This window comes from Streptosporangium nanhuense (genome assembly GCF_059358815.1).
On record NZ_JCADBG010000006.1, the window covers coordinates 30,894 to 49,897 of the forward strand.

General features: G+C 71.6%; 16 protein-coding genes. 9 read left to right on the top strand and 7 right to left on the bottom strand.

The features are described 5' to 3' along the window. Positions 1-5: 5 nt before the first annotated feature. The 6 genes from AC5L38_RS13665 to AC5L38_RS13690 all read right to left on the bottom strand — a co-directional run bounded on the left by AC5L38_RS13665 (position 6) and on the right by AC5L38_RS13690 (position 5,760). Entirely contained in the window at positions 6-1,631 is a 1,626-nt protein-coding gene (locus tag AC5L38_RS13665) for an AMP-binding protein (RefSeq protein ID WP_495243147.1), read from the bottom strand. Further along, entirely contained in the window at positions 1,628-2,590 is a 963-nt protein-coding gene (locus AC5L38_RS13670; protein ID WP_495243148.1) for a transketolase family protein, read from the bottom strand. The genes AC5L38_RS13665 and AC5L38_RS13670 overlap by 4 nt, the downstream gene beginning before the upstream one ends. After that, positions 2,587-3,483, bottom strand: a complete 897-nt coding sequence (locus AC5L38_RS13675) for a transketolase (RefSeq protein WP_495243149.1) — start codon at positions 3,481-3,483, stop codon at positions 2,587-2,589. The genes AC5L38_RS13670 and AC5L38_RS13675 overlap by 4 nt, the downstream gene beginning before the upstream one ends. A 192-nt stretch (positions 3,484-3,675) precedes the next feature. Further along, the gene (gene argC / locus AC5L38_RS13680) at positions 3,676-4,701 is read right to left on the bottom strand and encodes an N-acetyl-gamma-glutamyl-phosphate reductase (RefSeq protein WP_495243150.1); all 1,026 of its coding nucleotides are present in this window, start codon (positions 4,699-4,701) and stop codon (positions 3,676-3,678) included. Beyond that, the gene (locus AC5L38_RS13685) at positions 4,698-5,561 is read right to left on the bottom strand and encodes a RimK family alpha-L-glutamate ligase (protein ID WP_495243151.1); all 864 of its coding nucleotides are present in this window, start codon (positions 5,559-5,561) and stop codon (positions 4,698-4,700) included. The genes argC and AC5L38_RS13685 overlap by 4 nt, the downstream gene beginning before the upstream one ends. A 16-nt stretch (positions 5,562-5,577) precedes the next feature. Further along, a complete protein-coding gene (locus AC5L38_RS13690) occupies positions 5,578-5,760 on the bottom strand; it encodes a lysine biosynthesis protein LysW (RefSeq protein WP_472746755.1) in 183 nt (60 codons plus the stop codon). Between the two features lie 277 nt (positions 5,761-6,037). Here AC5L38_RS13690 and AC5L38_RS13695 point away from each other — a divergent pair, with 277 nt between their 5' ends. From AC5L38_RS13695 to AC5L38_RS13720, 6 genes are all read left to right on the top strand, one after another. Then, a complete protein-coding gene (locus AC5L38_RS13695) occupies positions 6,038-6,970 on the top strand; it encodes a family 3 encapsulin nanocompartment shell protein (RefSeq protein ID WP_495243152.1) in 933 nt (310 codons plus the stop codon). Continuing rightward, on the top strand, positions 6,963-7,883 hold the full coding sequence (locus AC5L38_RS13700) for a sulfotransferase (protein ID WP_495243153.1): 921 nt from the start codon (positions 6,963-6,965) through the stop codon (positions 7,881-7,883). The genes AC5L38_RS13695 and AC5L38_RS13700 overlap by 8 nt, the downstream gene beginning before the upstream one ends. Before the next feature lie 64 nt (positions 7,884-7,947). Then, entirely contained in the window at positions 7,948-8,718 is a 771-nt protein-coding gene (locus AC5L38_RS13705) for an SDR family NAD(P)-dependent oxidoreductase (protein WP_495243154.1), read from the top strand. A gap of 76 nt (positions 8,719-8,794) precedes the next feature. Next, positions 8,795-10,864, top strand: coding sequence for a M20/M25/M40 family metallo-hydrolase (locus tag AC5L38_RS13710; protein ID WP_495243155.1), 2,070 nt, complete (start codon positions 8,795-8,797; stop codon positions 10,862-10,864). Continuing rightward, the gene (cysD, locus tag AC5L38_RS13715) at positions 10,864-11,796 is read left to right on the top strand and encodes a sulfate adenylyltransferase subunit CysD (RefSeq protein WP_495243156.1); all 933 of its coding nucleotides are present in this window, start codon (positions 10,864-10,866) and stop codon (positions 11,794-11,796) included. Before AC5L38_RS13710 ends, cysD begins: the two co-directional genes overlap by 1 nt. Then, positions 11,796-13,043, top strand: coding sequence for a sulfate adenylyltransferase subunit 1 (locus tag AC5L38_RS13720; protein ID WP_495243157.1), 1,248 nt, complete (start codon positions 11,796-11,798; stop codon positions 13,041-13,043). The genes cysD and AC5L38_RS13720 overlap by 1 nt, the downstream gene beginning before the upstream one ends. Positions 13,044-13,346: 303 nt before the next feature. Here the strand turns inward: AC5L38_RS13720 and AC5L38_RS13725 are convergent, their stop codons facing one another. Then, complete coding sequence (locus AC5L38_RS13725) at positions 13,347-14,222, bottom strand: LysR substrate-binding domain-containing protein (RefSeq protein WP_495243158.1); 876 nt, start codon at positions 14,220-14,222, stop codon at positions 13,347-13,349. 421 nt (positions 14,223-14,643) lie between these two features. Between AC5L38_RS13725 and AC5L38_RS13730 the strand changes: the two genes are divergently transcribed. The 3 genes from AC5L38_RS13730 to AC5L38_RS13740 all read left to right on the top strand — a co-directional run bounded on the left by AC5L38_RS13730 (position 14,644) and on the right by AC5L38_RS13740 (position 18,762). After that, positions 14,644-14,916, top strand: a complete 273-nt coding sequence (locus AC5L38_RS13730) for a hypothetical protein (protein ID WP_495243159.1) — start codon at positions 14,644-14,646, stop codon at positions 14,914-14,916. Continuing rightward, a complete protein-coding gene (locus AC5L38_RS13735; protein WP_495243160.1) occupies positions 14,913-17,192 on the top strand; it encodes a TOMM precursor leader peptide-binding protein in 2,280 nt (759 codons plus the stop codon). The genes AC5L38_RS13730 and AC5L38_RS13735 overlap by 4 nt, the downstream gene beginning before the upstream one ends. A 103-nt stretch (positions 17,193-17,295) precedes the next feature. Beyond that, positions 17,296-18,762 (top strand): SagB/ThcOx family dehydrogenase, encoded by a 1,467-nt coding sequence (locus AC5L38_RS13740; RefSeq protein ID WP_495243161.1) that lies wholly within the window; start codon positions 17,296-17,298, stop codon positions 18,760-18,762. Positions 18,763-19,004: the final 242 nt, after the last annotated feature.

The following is a 19,004-nucleotide window of genomic DNA, read 5'->3' on the forward strand; positions in this document are numbered from 1 at the left end:
CTGTCCTAGGTCCGGAGCCGGTCGCGCAGGGTGAATTTCTGGATCTTCCCGGAGGGGGTTCTCGGCAGGGACGGCACGATCTCCAGCCGCTCGGGCCAGTACTGCTTGGCCATGCCGAGGCCGGAGAGGTGGCCGCGCATGTCGTCGAGGGTGAGCGGGGAGCCCTCCGCCGCGTCCGCCGTGACGAGGATCGCGCAGGCGCGCTCGCCCAGCCGCGGGTCCGGGTAGCCGACGACCGCCACGTCCTTGACGGAGCGGTGCCGCAACAGGGCCGCCTCCACCTCGACGACGGGGATGTTCTCGGCGCCCCGCATGATGACGTCCTTGACCCGGCCGGTGATGCGGATGCCACCGTAGCCGTCCTCGCGGGCCAGGTCCCCGGTGTCGAACCAGCCGTCCTCGGTCATCGACTCCGCGTACACCTCGGGGCGGCGGAAGTAGCCGAGGCACTGGGCGGCGCCGCGGACCTGGAGCAGGCCGGGCTGCCCCGCGGCCACCGGCTCGCCCTCGCGGCCGACGATCCTGACCTCCATCCCCGGTACGGGGGTGCCGTCGCTCTCGGCCGCGCGCATCGGCGGGTCGTCGGGACGGGTGATCGTCACGCAGCCGTTCTCGCTCATGCCCCACAGGGCGTACACCCGGCAGCCGAGGACCTCCCGCGCGTCCTCCACGAGGAGCGGCGCGATCGGCGCGCTGCCCGTGGCGAACGTCAGCAGCGAGGACAGGTCCCTGGGGGAGGCGCGCTGCGCCTCGATGAGGTCGGAGAGGAACGTGGGCGCGCCCATGAAGAACGTGACCTGCCGCTCCTCCAGGATCCGCAGCATCACGTCCGGGTCCCACGCGTCCACCTGCACGGCCGTCGCGCCGAGGATGAGCGGCATGACGAAGTTCCAGGTGTAGCCGGCCTGGTGGGTCGTGGGGGAACCCATCGCCGTCACTTCCCTGATGGTCAGGTGGAGCACGTCGGCCTGTGCCCTGTTCATCGCGTACAGGGTGTTGTGGCTGTGCACGACGCCCTTGGGCTCGCCGGTCGTGCCGGAGGTGAACACGATCTGGGCGGGGTCGTCCGGTCCGGCCTCAAGGGTGTCGAGGGCCTCGATCTCCTCGGGGGTGGGCTCGGGGCCGAGCAGGTCGTGGTCGAAGTCGAGTGCGCCCTCCGTGCCGCCGTGGTCACCGCCGCCGAGCAGCACCCGGTGGCGCAGGCTGGGCACGGAACGGGCGACCTCGGCGCTCATGTCCGCGTACGAGAAGCCGCGGAACCCGGCCGCCGCGATGTACACGGGGCTGGCGGTGAGCCGGGTCATGAACTCGACCTCGCGCCTGCGCATGATCGGTACCACCGGGCCCGCCACGGCGCCGGCCCGCGCGCAGGCGAGGATCGACGCGACGAGCTGCCAGGAGTTGGGCAGCTGCAGGGTCACCACGTCGCCGCGCCGCACGCCCAGCCGCACCAGGCCCGCGGCGAGGCGGTCGACGCGGTGGGCGAGCTCGCTGTACGTCACGGTCTCGGCCACGCCGTCGCGGTAGCAGACCAGCGCCGGCTTGCCGGGGTGGCTGGCGGCGGATCGCCGGAGGTCGTCGAGGATGGTCTCGTCGCGCCACAGGCCCGCGGCCCGGAAGTCGTCCTTCATCGGGGTGCCCTCCTCGTCCTGCCGAGGGCCGTCCTGGCCCGCGCGGCGACGGCCTGGGGCGTGATGCCGCCCCGCTCCAGGAGATATCTCTGGCCGCCGGAGACCGGCACGAACGCGTCCGGCATCGCCACCCGGTGCACCCTGACCGGCAGGATCTCGGCGAGGCTCTCGGCGACGGCGGCCCCGAAGCCCCCGGCGCGCCAGTGCTCCTCCACGGTGACCACGACGCCGGTCGCGCCCGCCGCGGCGGCGAGCGTGGCCGTGTCCAGCGGCTTGACCGTGTGCACGTGGATCACGGAGGCCGCGATGCCGTCGCGCTCCAGCAGCTCCGCGGCGTCGAGGGCGGCCAGCACCGGGTACGGGCCGCAGGCGGCCAGCGTGACGTCGGTGCCCTCCCTCAGGGTCCGCGCCTCCCCGAGCCGTACGGGCGGGCCGCCGGGAAGGTCGGGGGTGGCGTTGCGGCCCAGCCGGAAGTAGACGGGGCCCGGCAGGGTGAGGGCCTGGCGGAACAGCTCGTCGGTGGTGGCCGCGTCGGCCGGGACCACGACGGTCATGTTCGGCAGGTTCCGCATCACGGCCAGGTCCTCCAGCGAGTGGTGGGTGGGGCCGAGATGGCCGCCCGACACCCCGGAGTGGGTCGCGGCGATGCGGACGGGCAGGTTGTTGAGCGCGATGTCGACCTTGACGGCCTCCAGGGCCCGGGTCGAGGCGAACGCCGCCATCGTGTTCACGACGGGCACGCGTCCCTCCTTGGCGAGCCCGGCCGCGGCGCCCATGAGGGTGTGCTCGGCGATGCCCAGGTTGAGGTACCTGTCGCTCGCCTCGCCGAAGTCGACCCCGCTGAACAGGCCGGTGTCGCTGTCCAGGCAGACCAGCCGCTCGTCCGCCGGCATGAGTTCCACGAGCGCGTCCCGGTAGACCTCGCGGGACGAGCGCGTCTTCACGGTGGTGGCGGTCATCGCCGCTCTCCTTCCTGGGGGGCGCGTTCCGAGGAATCACGTTCCGAGGTGGCGCGCAGGGCGGAGAGCGCGCGGCGGTGCTGCCGGTCGCCCAGCTTGGCGTAGTGGCTGCGCGCCTGCCCCTCGATGAAGGGCAGCCCCTTGCCCTTGACGGTGTGGGCGATGACCAGGGTGGGCCGCCCCGGCTCCGGCGGCGTGGTGAACGCCGCGGCCAGCGCGGCGACGTCGTGGCCGTCGACCTCCTGGACCCGCCAGCCGAAGGCCCGCCACCGGTCGGCGAGCGGCTCCAGGTCGCCGACGTTCTCCGTCTCTCCGGTGATCTGGAGGCGGTTGCGGTCGATCACGGCGGTCAGGTTGTCCAGCCCGTGGTTCGCGGCCACGCTCGCGGCCTCCCAGACCGAGCCCTCCTGGAGCTCGCCGTCGCCCATGACCACGAAGCACCGGCGGCCCGAGCCGCCGAGCCTGGCCGCGAGCGCGACCCCGACCCCCAGCGCCAGGCCGTGGCCGAGGGAGCCGGACGGCATCTCCACGCCGGGAATCTCGGCGTGGGGGTGGGCCATGAAGGAACTTCCCGGCAGCGCGTAGTCGGCGAGCCGCTCCTCGGGGAAGAAACCGGCCTCGCAGAGGGTCGCGTAGAGGGCGATGCCCGCGTGTCCCTTGCTCAGCAGCAGCACGTCGCGGTCGGGCGAGCCCGGGTCGCGGGGGTCGACGCGCATGATCTGGAAGTACAGGGTGGCGAGGACCTCGACGAGGGACATGGAGCCCCCCAGGTGCCCGCCCTCGGGGCTCGCGCACATGTTCACGATGTGTTCCCTGATCCGGCCGGTCACCGCGGCCGGATCGGCCGTCTCACCCGCCGGGATCGTGCCCGGCAGGGTGGAGGTGCCGTTCATATTTGCTCCTTTCGCGTCGGTCGGTTCGGGGACGGGCCTCGTCCCGGCCGGTTCGGAGGCGAGCCGGTTCGGGGTGCGAGCCGGTTCGGGGTGCGAGCCGGTTCGGGGTACGGGCCGGTTCGGGGTACGGGCCGGTTCGGAGGCGAGCCGGTTCGGGTGCGAGCCGGTTCGGGGTACGGGCCGGTGAACCTGTCAGTTCGGGTGCAGGCCGGTGAAGTCGAGCCCGAGGGACTCGGGCAGGCCGAGCCGGATGTTCATGCACTGCACCGCGTTCCCGGAACCGCCCTTGACCAGGTTGTCCAGGGCCGCGATCACCGTCACGTCGTCCGTCTCCGGGTCAAGGGCGAAGCCGACGTCGCAGAAGTTGGAGCCGGACAGGATCTTCGCGTCCGGGAACCGGTGCAGGCCGCGCCGCTGGGCGACCACGCGGACGAACGGCTCGTCGGCGTACCGCTCCCGGTAGGCGGAGCGGATGTCCCGCTCCTCGGCGCCGTCGGCGAGGCGTGCCCTGCACAGCAGCTGCACCCCTCGTACGGCCTCCACCCCCGTCGCCGTCATGCGGACGGGGAGCCCGGTCGCCTGGGATATCTCCGCCTCGTGCCGGTGCCGCGTCGGAGCGAAGACCCTGAGCGCGCCGCTGCGTTCGGCGTGCAGGTTCTCCGAGCCCGCGGTCGCCCCGGCGCCGCTGGAACCGGTCCTGGCGTCGACCGTTATCTCGTCCCTGATCAGCCCCGCCTCGGCCAGCGGGGTGAGCGCCAGGATCCCGGCGTTCGCCATGCAGCCGGGCACGCTGATCCGGTCGGCCGTGCGCAGGCGGTCCCGGTGGAACTCCGGAACGCCGGGCACGAAGGTGTCGAGAAGCCCGGTGGCCTCGTGCGGGACCCCGTAGTACTCCTCGTAGGTGTCGGCGGAGCGCAGCCGGAAGTCGCCGGACAGGTCGATGACGGTGCCGGCCCTGTCGAGGAACTCCGGCATCCGGCGCATCGTCTCCTTGTGCGGTGTCGCCAGGAACAGCACGTCGTAGTGGTCGAGCTGGTCCTCCGCGCAGAAGGCCAGCCGGGTCCTCTCCCTCAGGTTCGGGTGGACCCCGTCGATCTGGCGGCCGCTCAGGCGCCGCGAGGTGGCGGCGGACAGCTCGACCTCTGGATGGGTGGTCAGGATGCGCAGGAGCTCGCCGCCGATGTAGCCGGCGGCCCCGACGACCGCAACGCGTGTCATGTCGCTCCTTTCGCGATGAGATGGGCCGCGATGGCGTCCGCCACGTCGGCTTTGGAGCCGTGGGCCTCCTGGAAGCCCCTGAACTCCACCCGGTCGTTGACTTCGAGCACGGTCAGGCGCCCGTCCGCGTCCTCGATGAGGTCGACGCCCGCGATGTCGGTGCCGACCGCCTCGGCGGCGGCGACCGCGAGCTTGACGTGGTCGGGGCCGAGCGGGCAGTACTCGCTCACCGCGCCCCTCGCCACGTTGGTGCGCCACTCCTCGCCCCGGCGGTAGGTCGCGCCGAGCGCCTCGCCGCCCACGACGAGCACGCGGATGTCCCGGTCGGCCTTGGAGACCTGTTCCTGCAGGTAGATCACGTGCGACTGCGGGGAGGGGAGGGCGGCGACGTGTTCGAGTACGGCCTCCGCCACGGCGCGGTCGGTGACCCTGGTCACCAGCCGGCCCCAGGAGCCGACCAGCGGTTTGATCACGGCCGGATAGCCGATCTCGTCCAGTGCCTCCAGCGCCGCCTCCGACGTCATCGCCAGCGCGGTCCTGGGCGTCGGCAGCCCCCTGTCCAGCAGGGCCGCCGACGTGTGCCACTTGTCGCCACTGAGGTGCGTGGCGGCGGCGCTGTTCAGCACCGTCACACCCGCCGACTCCAGGGCGCTCGCCGCGTAGAGGGCGCGGAAGTGCCCGACCTCGCGGTTGAGCACGAGGGTGGGGCCGGTCCAGGCCGAGCCGTCCGCGATGAACAGCGACCTGGGGTCCAAATGCTCGAATCCGGCGCCGCGCCGTTCGAGGGCGTTCATGATGCTCTTCTCCTCGAACCGCACTCGTGACGCGAGGACGGCGAGGTGGGGTGCTACGGAATCCATGGCACAGCTCCCTCCGCTACTCGCCCCAGTCCTCTTCGACGTCCGGTGCCAGCGTGAGGGTCGTGGGCTGGACGGAGGCGATCTCCAACTCGCTCCGGCAGTCCAGGCACTCGACGATCTCGCTCACCCTGGCGTCGCCGTCGATCGTCACCTCGGCCGCGCACTCAGGACACTCCGGGCCGTTCATAACCTTCTGCATGAGCTCGTCCCTGTTCGTAGTTGTCCGAGATTGTCTTATAAACCGTAACTCCATTTCCTATAAAAGGGCCAATAAGTGATTTTACTCGAAATGAACGATATCGCTTATGTGGCAACCTCATAATGTAGGTCTATTACCTCATAAGCATCGCTTCTTGGGTAGGGGCCGAAAAATGGTGCACTGGGTGATTAAGCTCTTCAGTGATGATTGTTTACCCGCTTGTCGTCATCGCCAGAAGTCCCCCAGAAGTCTCCAGAGGTCTCCAGAAGGAGGGGTAATGCGAGGGATCGCAGAGAGTCCGACCGTCAACGGCGACGGCATGGACCCGGCTCCGTCTGATCTTGATTTCGATTTCGGCGCCGTCGAGCGCACGCCGGGCGAGGAGTTCGCGGCGGCCGTGAGCGCGGCCGGTGAGCGCGCCGGCGAACGGGGGGATCTGGTGGTGCCCTTCGGCATGCACCTGCCCGCGGCGTTCCCGCTCTTCGCCTCCCGTCCCCGCTATCCGGTACGCCACCTGCTGAAGACCGCGCCCGTGGCCGACGGCCCGGCGCCCTACGTCCACGAGCCTCCCCGGGGGCGGCTGGGCGAGTCGGGCACCTCCTACGCCGCCACCCCCGAGGCGGCCTTCGCGCCCAGGATCGAGCGGGCCAGGCTCACCGACCTCACCGTCTCCGTGCCGATCCCCGACGGGATCCTCGGGCAGCCCGCGCTGCTGGCCCCGTACGTCGACTACCGCGTGCTCGTGCGGCTGTCGGTGGCGGAGAACGAGGCGCTGCTGCACGGCACCGGCGACGGGGCGATCACCGGGCTGCTCAGGCTGCCCGGCACCCGGAACCGGCGGACCGGTCTCGGCCTGGAGGAGGCGGCCACCGAGGCCGCCGCCGAGGTGGAGGAGACCGGCGGCTCGTGCGACGGCATCGTCGCCCACCCCGCCGTCTACTGGGAGATGGTCAGGACGGGCATGCTCGGCCGGCTGGCCGTCGCCGGGATCACGGTGTCGAGGACACGCATGATCCCGAAGGACACCCTGCTCATGGGCGACTTCCGCGCCGCCTTCACCCTGCTGCTGCCCGGCGCCTCCTCCCTCACGCTGCGCCGCGGCGCGGGGACCGACGGCGCCGACGTCGTCGAGGCGAGCACCCGCGTCGGCCTCGCCGTGCACCTGCCGCAGCACCTGATGACGCTGTCGTGGGGTGGTCGCCATGGGTGACCCGCGGATCCTCTACATCACCGGGTGGATGCGCAGCGGCAGCACCCTGCTCGGGAACGTCCTCGGCGAGCTTCCCGGCGTCCTGCACGCCGGAGAGCTGCACTACCTGTGGCGCAACGGCGTGCTCAACGCCGGCACGAACTCCACCTGCGGCTGCGGCAGGGACCTGACCGCGTGCGACGTCTGGTCCCCGGCGCTCGGAGCCGGCGGCACGGCGCGGGCCGGCGACGCGCGCCGGATGGCGATCCTGCAGCGCTTCCTGCTGCGGACCCGCCACACCAGGGCGCGCCTCGCGGAGGCCCAGGGCCGGACGCCGACGGCACCCGGCGTCGTGGAGGCGCTCGAGCGCACCACCGCCGTCTACCGGACGCTGGCGGAAAACGGCGGCGAGCGCCTGATCGTGGACGGCTCGAAGTACCCCGCCGAGGCGGCCGCGCTGCTGGGGCGTACGGACCTGGACGTCCGGGTGCTGCACATGGTGCGCGACCCCCGCGCGACGGCGTTCTCCTACAAGAACGCCAAGGAGTACATCGACCCGATGAGCCCCGCCCGCAGCAGCGGGTACTGGAGCGCTTTCAACGTCGCGTCGGAGCTCGTCGGAGCGGCCGCCCCCGACCGGTACCTGCGGGTCAGGCACGAGGACCTCTGTGACCGGCCGCGCGAGGTCGTCGAGCGGGTCATGCGCTTCGCCGGGCTGGCGGGAGAGCCGCCGGTCGACGGGGCCGGCCTGGTCTCGCTCCGGGAGAACCACACGGTGACCGGCAACCCCGACCGATTGTCCAAGGGCGAGACCGTGATCCGTTCCGACGAGCGCTGGCGCGCCGCGCTGTCCGCGCGGGAGATCGCCGCCGCGACCGCGGCGGCCCTGCCGATGCTCACCCGCTACGGGTACCCGCTCCTGCCCGCCCGGTAGGCGGGCGCGAGGGGTATCCGTTCCCGCCGACCAGGCGGACACGAGAATTAGGGAGCCATATCTCATGGACCTTCGGCTTGAAGGGCGCGTGGCACTGGTGGCGGCCTCGAGCAGCGGGCTCGGGCTGGCCGTGGCCAAGACCCTCGCGGCGGAGGGGGCGAACGTCTCGATCTGCGGCCGTGACACCGACAGGCTGGCCAGGGCCCACGTCGAGGTCAACACGATGGGAACGGGCGAGGTGCTCAGCACCCCCGTGGACCTGCGCGACGAGCGGGCCGCCGCCGAATGGGTGCGGCGGACCGCGGACGCGTTCGGCGGGCTGGACATCGTGGTGACCAACTCCGGCGGGGTCCCGTTCGGGCCCGTCGACGGCTTCGAGGTCGCCGACTACCGGGCGGCCATCGACGGGAACCTCCTGCCGCACGTGAGCGTCACCCTCGCGGCGCTGCCCTTCCTCAAGAAGGGCGGCTGGGGCCGCATGTTGATGATCGCCTCCGAGTCGGTGCGCCAGCCCCACCCGGAGAGCGGCCTGTCGTCGGTGGCCCGGCTGGGCCTGCTCGGCTACATGAAGGGGCTGGTGCACGCGCTCGGCGCGAACGGGGTCACGATCAACATCCTCGCCCCGGGTTTCCACCGCACCCCCATCCTCGACGAGCAGTTCGGCGCGGACGTGGAGACGGAGATCGCCCGCGTCGCCGAGCGGATCCCCCTCGGCAGGATCGGGGACGTGGACGATTTCGGCGCGCTGGCCGCCATGCTCGCCAGCGACCAGGCCTCATACGTCACGGGCACGGTTTTCGTGGCCGACGGAGGCAACACCCGCGGCATCGGCTGAAAGCCGAAGGGCCGGACCGTCTAGGAACGCCGAGGAACGCCGAGAAACGCTGAGGAACGCTGAGGAGGAGCGAAAGATGTCCGTACTCGGACACGTCGCCAGCACGCGAAAGGCGGCACTCTACGTAGTCAAGATAGGGAGCGCGAGCCTCGGACACGACGGGCTCTTCGACGAGGTGGCGCTGCTGCGCCGGCGCGGTGCCCGCGTGCTCCTCGTCGCGGGCGGCGCGGCCGGCATCACCCGGCACTACGCCGACATCGGCCGCCCCGTCAGGACGCTGAGCCTGCGGGGCGACAGCGAGGTGCGCTACTGCCCGCCCGAGGAGATGCCGCACATCGTGGACGCGTACGAGCGCGTGACGCTGCCGCGCGTGCGCGACGCGCTCACCTCGCGCGGGCTCACCGTGTTCACCTCGGTCGCGCGGGACGGGGCGCTGGTGAGCGCCCGGGCCAACCGGCCGCTGCGGGCGGTGCGGGACGGCAGGACGACGGTGGTCCGCGACCACCGGGCGGGCACCGTGACCGGAGTGGCCGCGGACCGCCTGCGGGTGCTGCTCGACGCGTTCGACGTGGTGTGCCTCTCGCCGCCCGTCGCCGACGGCGCCGGAGGCGGCGATGGCGCTGACGGTAGCGCGCTCAACGTCGATGCCGACGTCCTCGCCGCCGAGCTGGCCAACGCCCTCGGCGCCGACCACCTGCGCCTCGTCACCGGCACGCCGGGCCTGCTCGCCGATCCCGAGGATCCCGCGAGCCGCCTGGCCGACGTCGTACGCGGCGAGGGGGAGCGGTTCGCGCGCGGCCGGATGCGCCAGAAGGTACGCGCGGCGGAGATCGCCCTCGACGGGAGCGCCGACGTCGCGATAACCGGGCCGCACGTCCTGTCTCCCGCGTCGGGGACGCGCTTCTGGCGTGCCCCGGCACCCGAGCCCGACCTGTCGCTCCTCGCCCGCGCCGTGGAGATCTCCTCGGTGTCGGCCGACGAGCGGGAGCTCGCCGAGTACCTGGCGGGCTGGTGCACGGAGCGCGGCGTCCACGCGGAGATCGACGAGGCCGGCAACCTCGTGGCCACCCGGGGCTCCGGCGACCTGCGGCTGCTCATGCTCGGGCACCTCGACACCGTCCCGCACCGCTGGCCGGTGCGCTGGGACGGGATGACGATCACCGGCAGGGGCTGCGTCGACGCCAAGGCCAGCCTCGTCGCCTACCTGGAGACCCTCGCGGACATGGACGTGCCGAGCTGGGCGCAGGTGCGCGTCATCGGCGCGGTCGAGGAGGAGGTCACCTCCGCCGGGGCCTTCCACGCCAGGGACCACTACCGGGCGGACGCGGTGATCGTGGGCGAGCCCAGCGGGGAGAAGGCCCTCACCGTCGGCTACTACGGCCTGCTCAAGGTGCGGCTGCGCGTCAGTCACGGCGTCGGCCACACCGCCGGGCAGGGGGTCACCACCGCCGCCGACCAGCTGGTGGACGTCCTGAGCCGGCTGCGCGACGAGATCGGCGGGGCCGACTCCCAGGCGCTGGTGGCCGTGCTCGGCATCCACGCGGTGAACGGCGGGGACGTCCAGCTGGGCGAGACCGTCGTCGACGTGCGGGTTCCCCCCACCCTGGACCTGGAGCACCTCGTCGAGCTCGTCCGCCGGGTCGCCGGCCCGGTCGTCGTGGAGGTGCTCCGCGCCACGCCCGGAGTGATCACCTCCCGTACCAGCCCGTTGGTGAAGGCCTTCTCGCGTGCCTTCAGGGAGGAGGGCGTGGCCCCGAGGTTCCTCGCGAAGAAGGGGAGCAGCGACATGAACACCCTCGCCACCACCTGGCGGGGAGTGCCCATGGTCGCCTACGGCGCGGGTGACTCCGCGCTCGACCACACGCCGGACGAGCACCTCGACGCCGAGGAGTTCAGGCGATCCAGGACCGTGCTGTCCAGGGCGGTCGCGAACTGGGTGGCACAGGGCCGCCCACCGGCCACACCGCCGGGCGCGGCCGACGAGGAGGCCAGGGGCGCCGGGACCGCCGTCGCCGACCGGCCCGCCGAGACCGTCGCCGGTGCCGGGCCCGCCAGGGGCGCCGAGACCGTCAGTGCCGCCGGGACCGCCAGTGCCGCCGGGCCCGCCGGGACCGTCGGGACCGCCGTAGGAGAGAGGACACCGTGATGACAACGATCGCCGTCGACGAGACCGTCGGCCACGCCTACCAGCTGTCCCACCTGGACGTGCTGGAGGCGGAGGCCGCCCACATCATCAGGGAGACGGCCGGGGAGTTCGACCGGCCGGTGATCCTCTTCTCCGGGGGCAAGGACTCCATCGTCATGCTCCACCTGGCGCGCAAGGCGTTCGCCCCCGCGCCGGTGCCGTTCCCCCTGCTGCACGTCGACACCGGCCACAACTTCCCCGAGGTCATCGGCTACCGGGACCGCGTCGTCGCCGAGCACGGCCTGCGGCTGGAGATCGCCTCGGTCCAGGGGTACATCGACCGGGGAGAGCTGGCCGAGCGGCCCGACGGCTCGCGCAACCCGCTGCAGACGGTGCCGCTGCTCGACGCCATCGAGACGAACGGCTTCGACGCGGTCTTCGGCGGCGGGCGGCGGGACGAGGAGAAGGCCCGCGCCAAGGAGCGGGTGTTCTCCCTGCGCGACGACTTCGGCGGCTGGGACCCGCGACGGCAGCGACCGGAGCTGTGGAACCTCTACAACGGCCGCCACTCGCCCGGCGAGCACGTCCGCGTCTTCCCGCTGTCGAACTGGACCGAGCTGGACGTCTGGCAGTACATCCTCAGGGAGGGGATCGAGCTTCCGCCGATCTACTTCGCGCACGAGCGCGAGGTCTTCTCGCGCCGGGGCATGTGGCTCGCCCCCGGCGAGTGGGGCGGCCCGGCGAAGGACGAACCCCTGGAGCGGCGCCTCGTGCGCTACCGCACGGTCGGCGACATGTCGTGCACCGGCGCCGTCGACTCCGGCGCCGCGACCCTGGAGGCGGTCATCGAGGAGATCTGCTCCTCCCGGCTGACCGAGCGGGGGGCCACCCGCGCCGACGACAAGCTGAGCGAGGCCGCCATGGAGGACCGCAAACGGGAGGGCTACTTCTGATGACCACCACACTGCTGCGCTTCGCCACCGCCGGATCCGTGGACGACGGGAAGTCCACCCTCGTCGGACGGCTGCTGTACGACTCGAAGTCGATCCTCGCCGACCAGCTGGAGGCGGTGGAGTCCGCCTCGCGCAAGCAGGGGCGGGAGACCGCCGACCTCGCGCTGCTCACCGACGGCCTGCGCGCCGAGCGCGAGCAGGGGATCACGATCGACGTCGCGTACCGCTACTTCGCCACCGCGCGCAGGCGCTTCATCCTCGCCGACACGCCCGGCCACGTGCAGTACACCCGCAACATGGTCACCGGCGCCTCGACCGCCGAGCTCGTGCTCATCGTCGTCGACGCCCGCAACGGCGTCGTCTCGCAGACCAGGCGGCACGCCGCCGTCGCCGCGCTCCTCCGCGTACCCCACGTCGTGCTGGCCGTGAACAAGATGGACCTCGTCGACTGGGACGAGGGGGTGTTCGCGGCGATCGCCGAGGAGTTCACCGGGCACGCGTCCGGCCTCGGGATCGGCGAGGTGACCGCGATCCCGATCTCCGCCCTCACCGGCGACAACATCGTCACCCCCTCGCCGAACATGGACTGGCACACCGGTCCCACGATCCTGGAGCTCCTGGAGACGGTGCCGGTGGGCGTCGACCCCTCCGAGGGGCCCGCGCGGCTTCCGGTCCAGTACGTCATCCGGGCGGACGGCCACCGCTCCTACGCCGGCCAGATCTCCAGCGGCGTCCTGCGCGTCGGCGAGCGCGTCACGGTGCTCCCCGGCGGGTGGACGTCCACGGTGGCGGCGATCGACGTGCTCGGTGAGCCCGTCGACACGGCGTGGGCGCCGCAGTCGGTCGCCGTGCGCCTCTCCGACGACGTCGACGTCTCCAGGGGCTCCCTCATCGTGCCGGAGAACGCCGTGCCCGCCCTCACCCAGGAGCTGCGCACGACCACGTGCCACCTCCACGAGGATCCCCTGCGCGTCGGGGAGCGGGTCCTGGTCAAGCACACCACCAGGACGGTCCAGGCGGTCGTCGAGGACATCGTGCCCTCCGCCGCCCTGGGGGAGCTGACCTGCGCCCCGGAGGCGGACAGCCTCGCCGTCAACGAGATCGCGAGTGTCGTGCTGCGCACCACCGACCCTCTCGCGGCCGACCCCTACGCGCGGTCCCGGATGACCGGTTCCTGCCTGCTGATCGACCCGGCGGACGGGACCACCCGCGCCGCGGGGATCGTGGAGGAGAGCGTTCCGGGATGAGGTGACCGGCGCCTTCGGGTGGTTCACCCGGCATCGCCGGAACCCGGGGTGGTTCACCCGGCGTCTTCAGGGTGGGTCACCCGGCGTCCGTGCTTTCCGGGACGGGGCCGTTCTCGCCCGGCTGGTGGGTGCGGTGGAGGGGGCGTCCGCGGCCCTCGGGGTGATTCACCCGGCGTCTTCAGGGTGAGTCACCCAATGGGGAACCTTCGGGGACGGGGCGGCCGGATCGACGGGGCCGACCGGACCGACAGGGCCGACGGATCGACGGGATCGACAGATCGACGGGTCGACAGGGCGCCCGGCTCAGCCGGCGAAGGGGTAGCCGCGCAGTGACTGCTGGAAGGCCTTGCGCGCGATCGGGACGTACCCCGAGGTCGCGGCGCCGGTGGAGAGGGCCATGGTCACCGGCAGCGGGCCCGGCGGGGAGGGAAGGGTGAGCTTGGCGGCCTTGGGCAGGCCCCAGAGCTCGTCGCCGTTGGCGACGAGGCAGGCCACGCCCAGGCCGGCCTTGGCGGCCGCGCGCAGCCCGACGAGCTCGGCGCCCTCGTAGCCGACACGCCACGGGACGTCCGACTCGTCGAGCACGTGCACGATGCGGCCGCGGAGCGTGCACGGCTCGGTGAAGAGCGTCAGCGGGAGCGCGGCGTCCTCTCCGTGGGCCGGGCGCCCGAACCAGTCCATGCGCATGTGGCCGAGTTCCTGGCTCGCGGCACCGGCCCCGTTGGGCTTCGTCTGGAGGAGCAGCGCCAGGTCCAGCTGTCCGGTGTTCACCCGGCCCTCCAGGGATTCGCTCAACCCCGTCTGGACGCTGACCTGGGCGTTCGGCATGCCCTTGGTGAGCAGCCGCAGGATCTCCGGGAGCGCCTCCGCGAGCTGGTTGACGATCCCGATGGACAGCCGCACGTTCCCGGGAGGGGGGACGAAGCGGCCCACCGCCTCGTCGTTGAGTGCCACGAGGCGGCGGGCGTACCCGAGGAGTTCCTCGCCCTGCGGGCTGAGCTGCAGCTTCCGGCCGGTCGAGGTGAAGATGGGCCCCTTGACGAGACCGCTCAGCTGGCGGATCTGCTGGCTGATGGCGGGCTGGGTTATGTGCAGGGCCTCCGCGGCCCTCCGGAAACCACCGACATCGACCACGGTGACCAATGCTCTCAGCCGATTTATTTGCAGGTCGTGGTGCATTCTTCCTCTTAAGCTGACCTAGTAGGAAAGTATCGAGCCATCCGTTTGACGTGGCTTTCGAGAAAATAGGTCGCAGGCTTTTTCTGGATAATCGCGTGATTTTCTAGTAGGACAGATGAACCCCGCTGGGAGTGCGGGTGTCGAGGGCGTATCGGTCGACGGTCGCGCGCTTCTTCCTTCGCCGGGGGATCCGGATGAGCTTTTTTCGGGGCCGGTGAATGTGCTTCTGGTCCATGGTCTCCTCCAGTCTTCCGGTCCGGATGCGGTCAGCGTAGCTCCGCGGGACCGGGAGCTCCTACACACAGGGCCACGAGTGCGATGTGAAACTCTCATGCTCGCCTGATGACGCGAAAACTATTCTCGCCGCCGGTTCGGACGCACAATTTACTTATTCGAACTCGCCCAGATCGAGGAGACGGTTATGGTGACCTTGAATGCTTCACGGACCGAGCGGCTGATGGAGCATGACCGGCTCTTCGCCGAGTTCCTGGAGAGCGTCTGGACCGAGTCCGGGTCCGAGCCCGCCGGCGACCCCGTCGCCACGCTCGCGGAGTCCGGCGTCCACCTCCGTCGCTGGGAGGAGGCGCCCGAGGCGGGTGCCGGGCCCGTGAGGTGCGAGGTCCTTGAGGACCTCGTCATCGAGGACCTCGACCACCCCGCCCCCGTCGTGGCCGCTTGGACCTACTGCGGATGAACACCCCCGTCGCGAACAGGGCGACCTCACCGCTGATCGGGTTCAAACGCCACCTGCGGGCGGTGACGGTTCCGGGAGAGGCGGTCTATCTCACCTCGGCCCGGGGAACGGTCGCCCTGTCCGGTGGGCAGATCCAGGTGCTCGCGCCGCTGCTGGACGGCACCCACAGCCTCGCCGACGTACGCAGGCGCGCGGCGCCCGGCATCTCGGACGGGCAGCTCGGGCGGATCCTCGGCAGGCTGGCGGAGGCGAACCTCGTCGGATCCCGCCGTTCCCCTCGGGACGGCGCCGATGTCGCGTCCGAGGCGTACTGGGACCTCGGGCGGGTGGACGCGGACCGGGCCACGTCGGCCCTGGCGGAGTCGTCCGTCGGGCTCGTCGTCGTCGGAGGTGTCGACGCGAGGCCCGTGGCCGAGGCGTTGCGGTCGATGGGCGTCGCCGTCGAGGAGGACGGCGACCGGCCCGCGGCCCTGTCCCTCGTGCTCTGCGACGACTACCTCACCCCGGAGCTGGAGCGGGTCAACGAGCGGCGGCTGGCGGACGGGCGGCCCTGGCTGCTGGCCAAGCCGACCGGCGCCGACCTGTGGGTCGGCCCGTTCTTCCGGCCGGGAGAGGGGCCCTGCTGGTCCTGCCTGACCACGCGGTTGCGCGGGCACCGGCGTGGGGAGGCGCGGCTGTGGAACGCGGAGAGGACGAGCGTCACCAGCCCGCCCGACGCGTCGCTGCCCCTCACCCGCGCCCTCGGGGCGCAGTTCGCGGCCCTGGAGGCGGTCAAGTGGCTGGCCGGGTCGCGCGACGAGCACCAGGACACCGTGTGGACGCTCGACACCCTCTCGATGGAGGGGCTGCGGCACCGGGTGGAGAAGCGCCCGCAGTGCCCCTCGTGCGGGGACTCCGGGCTGGTGGCGGCGAGCGTCGGCAGGCCCGTCGTCATCGCGTCCAGGAGCAAGGCGACCGTGGGCGGCAACGGGCACCGCGCGCTCGCCTCCGAGCTGGTGTGGGAACGCTACCGTCACCTGGCCGACCCCCTCACCGGGATCACGGACGTGATCCGGCGCGACCCGCGCAGCCCCGCCTTCCTGCACTGCTATCTTTCCGGGCCGAACCTCGCGCTCACCGACGACAGCCTCTCCGCTATGAGGGCCGGCCTGCGCCAGCAGAGCGGCGGCAAGGGCAGCACCGACATCGAGGCCAGGGTGGGCGCGCTCTGCGAGGCGGTGGAGAGACACTGCGGCTCGCGGCACGGCGACGAGCCGACGGTGAGAGACAGCCTCCGCGGCCTGGGCGAGCGGGCCGTGCGTCCCGACGAGTGCCAGCACTTCCACCGGCGCCAGTTCGAGGACCGCAACCGCTGGAACGCCCAGAGCATGGCCTTTCAGCACGTCCCCGAGCCGTTCGACGACGAGGAGGTCGTCGACTGGACCCCGGTGTGGTCGCTCACCGCGAAGCGGCACCGTCTGCTCCCCACCGACCTGCTCTACTTCAGCAGGGGCGGCCATCCGTCGGTGCGCGCCACCTCGAACGGCAACGCCGCGGGCTCAAGCGTCGAGGACGCGATCGTCCAGGGTTTCCTGGAGCTGGTGGAGCGCGACGCGGTGGCCATCTGGTGGTACAACCGCACGCGCCAGCCCGCCGTGGACCTCGGCTCGTTCGGCGACCCGTGGATCACCGGCCTGCGGTCGCGCTACGAGGACATCGGCCGGGAGTTCTGGGTGCTCGACGTCACCTCCGACCTGGGCATCCCCGTCATGGTGGCGATCTCGCGGCGCGTCGACAAGCCGGCCGAGGACATCATGCTCGGCTTCGGCGCCCACTTCGACCCCCGGATCGCCGCGCGGCGCGCGCTGACCGAACTCGGGCAACTGCTCCCGGCCGTCGCCGGGGCACGCGCCGACGGGACGGGGTACGGCCCGACCGATCACCACATCCAGGAGTGGTGGCTCACCGCGACGGCCGAGAACCAGCCCTATCTCCGCCCCCACGAGAAGCGGGCCCCGCGGACCCTGCGCGGTTACGCCTACACCCCTCGCGGTGATCTGCGCGAGGACGTCGAGCACATCGTCACCCTGGCCGGGCGGATGGGCCTGGACGTCCTCGTCCTCGACCAGACGCGTCCCGACATCGGCATGCCGGTCGTCAAGGTCGTCGTTCCCGGACTGCGGCACTTCTGGGCGAGGTTCGGCCCCGGCCGGCTGTACGACGTCCCGGTCCTCCTCGGGCGTCTCGACAGGGCGACGGCCTACGAAGACCTCAACCCGATCCCCCTGTTCATGTAGCCGTTCCGCCTCGACAAGGGTCAGGAGTCACAGAATGGTCGGTGGCCAACGCAGCGATATCGATTTACTCCCGATATATCCTCAGTGGTCGTTCCGGGAGGACGTGTACATCGAACCGGAACCGCACCGCGGGACCGTGGTGCTCCACAGCCGCTGGGAGGACGTGATCCTGCCGTTCCCCGGATCCACCGTGCTGGAGGCGATGCGCCGGATGAGCCTGGGGCCCATCTCGCTCGACAACGTCATCCGCGAGGACACCGAACGGCGGGAGCTCGACGCGATCCTCGACGACCTCCAGCACCTCGTGGTGCGCTCCTTCGGCTTCGATCCCGAGCAGCCGCTGATGTCGGTGGTCCCGCTCGCCCAGCGGGCCCGGTTCCGGCTGCCGGCGCTCCCCCTGCTCCACCCGGTCCGCCTGTCCAGGTTCGCGCTGATCAGGACCGACGGGAACAACTACCACGTCGAGTCCCCGCTGTCGCTGCACCGGGTCATCCTGCACCGGGCCGAGGCCATGTCCGACGTCGGGCCGCTGATCCGCCCGGTCGTCCCGTCGGCGATCGAACGGGACTCCCAGCCCGTGATCGCCTACCTGATGGCGGCGGGGATGGTGGTGCAGGCCGTGGAGGGAGACCCCTTCCAGCCGATGGCGTTCGAGGAGGACACCGACCCGGCCCTCGTCGCCTGGACCCCCCTCGACCTCATGTTCCACACCCGCTCCACCCTGGGCAGGCACGACCACGACTTCGGGGCGACGTACCCGATGGGAGACCAGTGGAGCGTCGAGCCCGTCGTGAAGCCGGGGCCGGGGCCGGTGCTCGTCGATCCGGGGGCGGCCCGGGCTCCCGTCGCGTTGCCCCGGCCGAAGTGGGGCGAGCTGCTCGCGGGGGATCCTCCGCTGACCACGGTCGTCGAGGCGAGCCGGCACACCCGGCACTACGGGGAGAGACAGCTGACGGCCGACGAGCTCGGGGAGCTCCTGTACCGGACGGCCAGGGTCAGGTCCCTGGTCGGCTCCCCGGACGAGACCTCGACGACCTCGACGAGCGACCGCCCCTACCCGAGCAGCGGCAGCTCCTACGAGCTGGAGCTCTACGCCACGGTGGACAGGTGCGCCGACGTCCCCCGGGGCGTCTACCACTACGACCCCATGCGGCACCGGCTGGAGCCGATCGCGTCCGCCCCGGCGGACGTGGACGAGCTGCTGGAGACGGGCAAGGTGGCGGCGAACCTGGACGCGACGCCGCCCGTCCTGCTGACCATCACCGCGCGGTTCCGCAGGCTGTCGCGGAAGTACAACGGGCTGAGCTACTCGCTGGTGCTCAAGAACGTCGGGGCGCTGACGCAGACGCTCTCCCTGGTCAGTACGGCCATGGGGCTGGCGGCGTGCAGGCTGGACAGCGGCGACATCGAGGTGACGGGACGCGTCTTCGGCCTCGACTGGCGTGTCGAGTCGAGCGTCGGCGGATTCGTCGTCGGCCACCGTCCCGGCCCGGAGCCGAGTCGTTTCTCCGGGCGATACGCGGTGAATGACGCGGAGTGGGTTCTACGGGCGAGGGCGGCAATCTCGTAAGTCGATTCCCGTTTTTCCGGTGTTTCACGGATGCGCGGGGACGCGCGGCCGGAGCCGCGCGGACACACCGCGTACCGCCGCCGGACGCACGTGAATCACGCCCCGCGACTATGGTGCGCGGTTTTTTCGCCGCGTACACCTGTTGATTCCCTCAAAGCCACGCAGACAGGCCTATCTAAGTTTATGCGCCTGTTATAAATTGTTTCGGGGCGTCGGGCTGACGGGGAAGGACCACCGGTCGG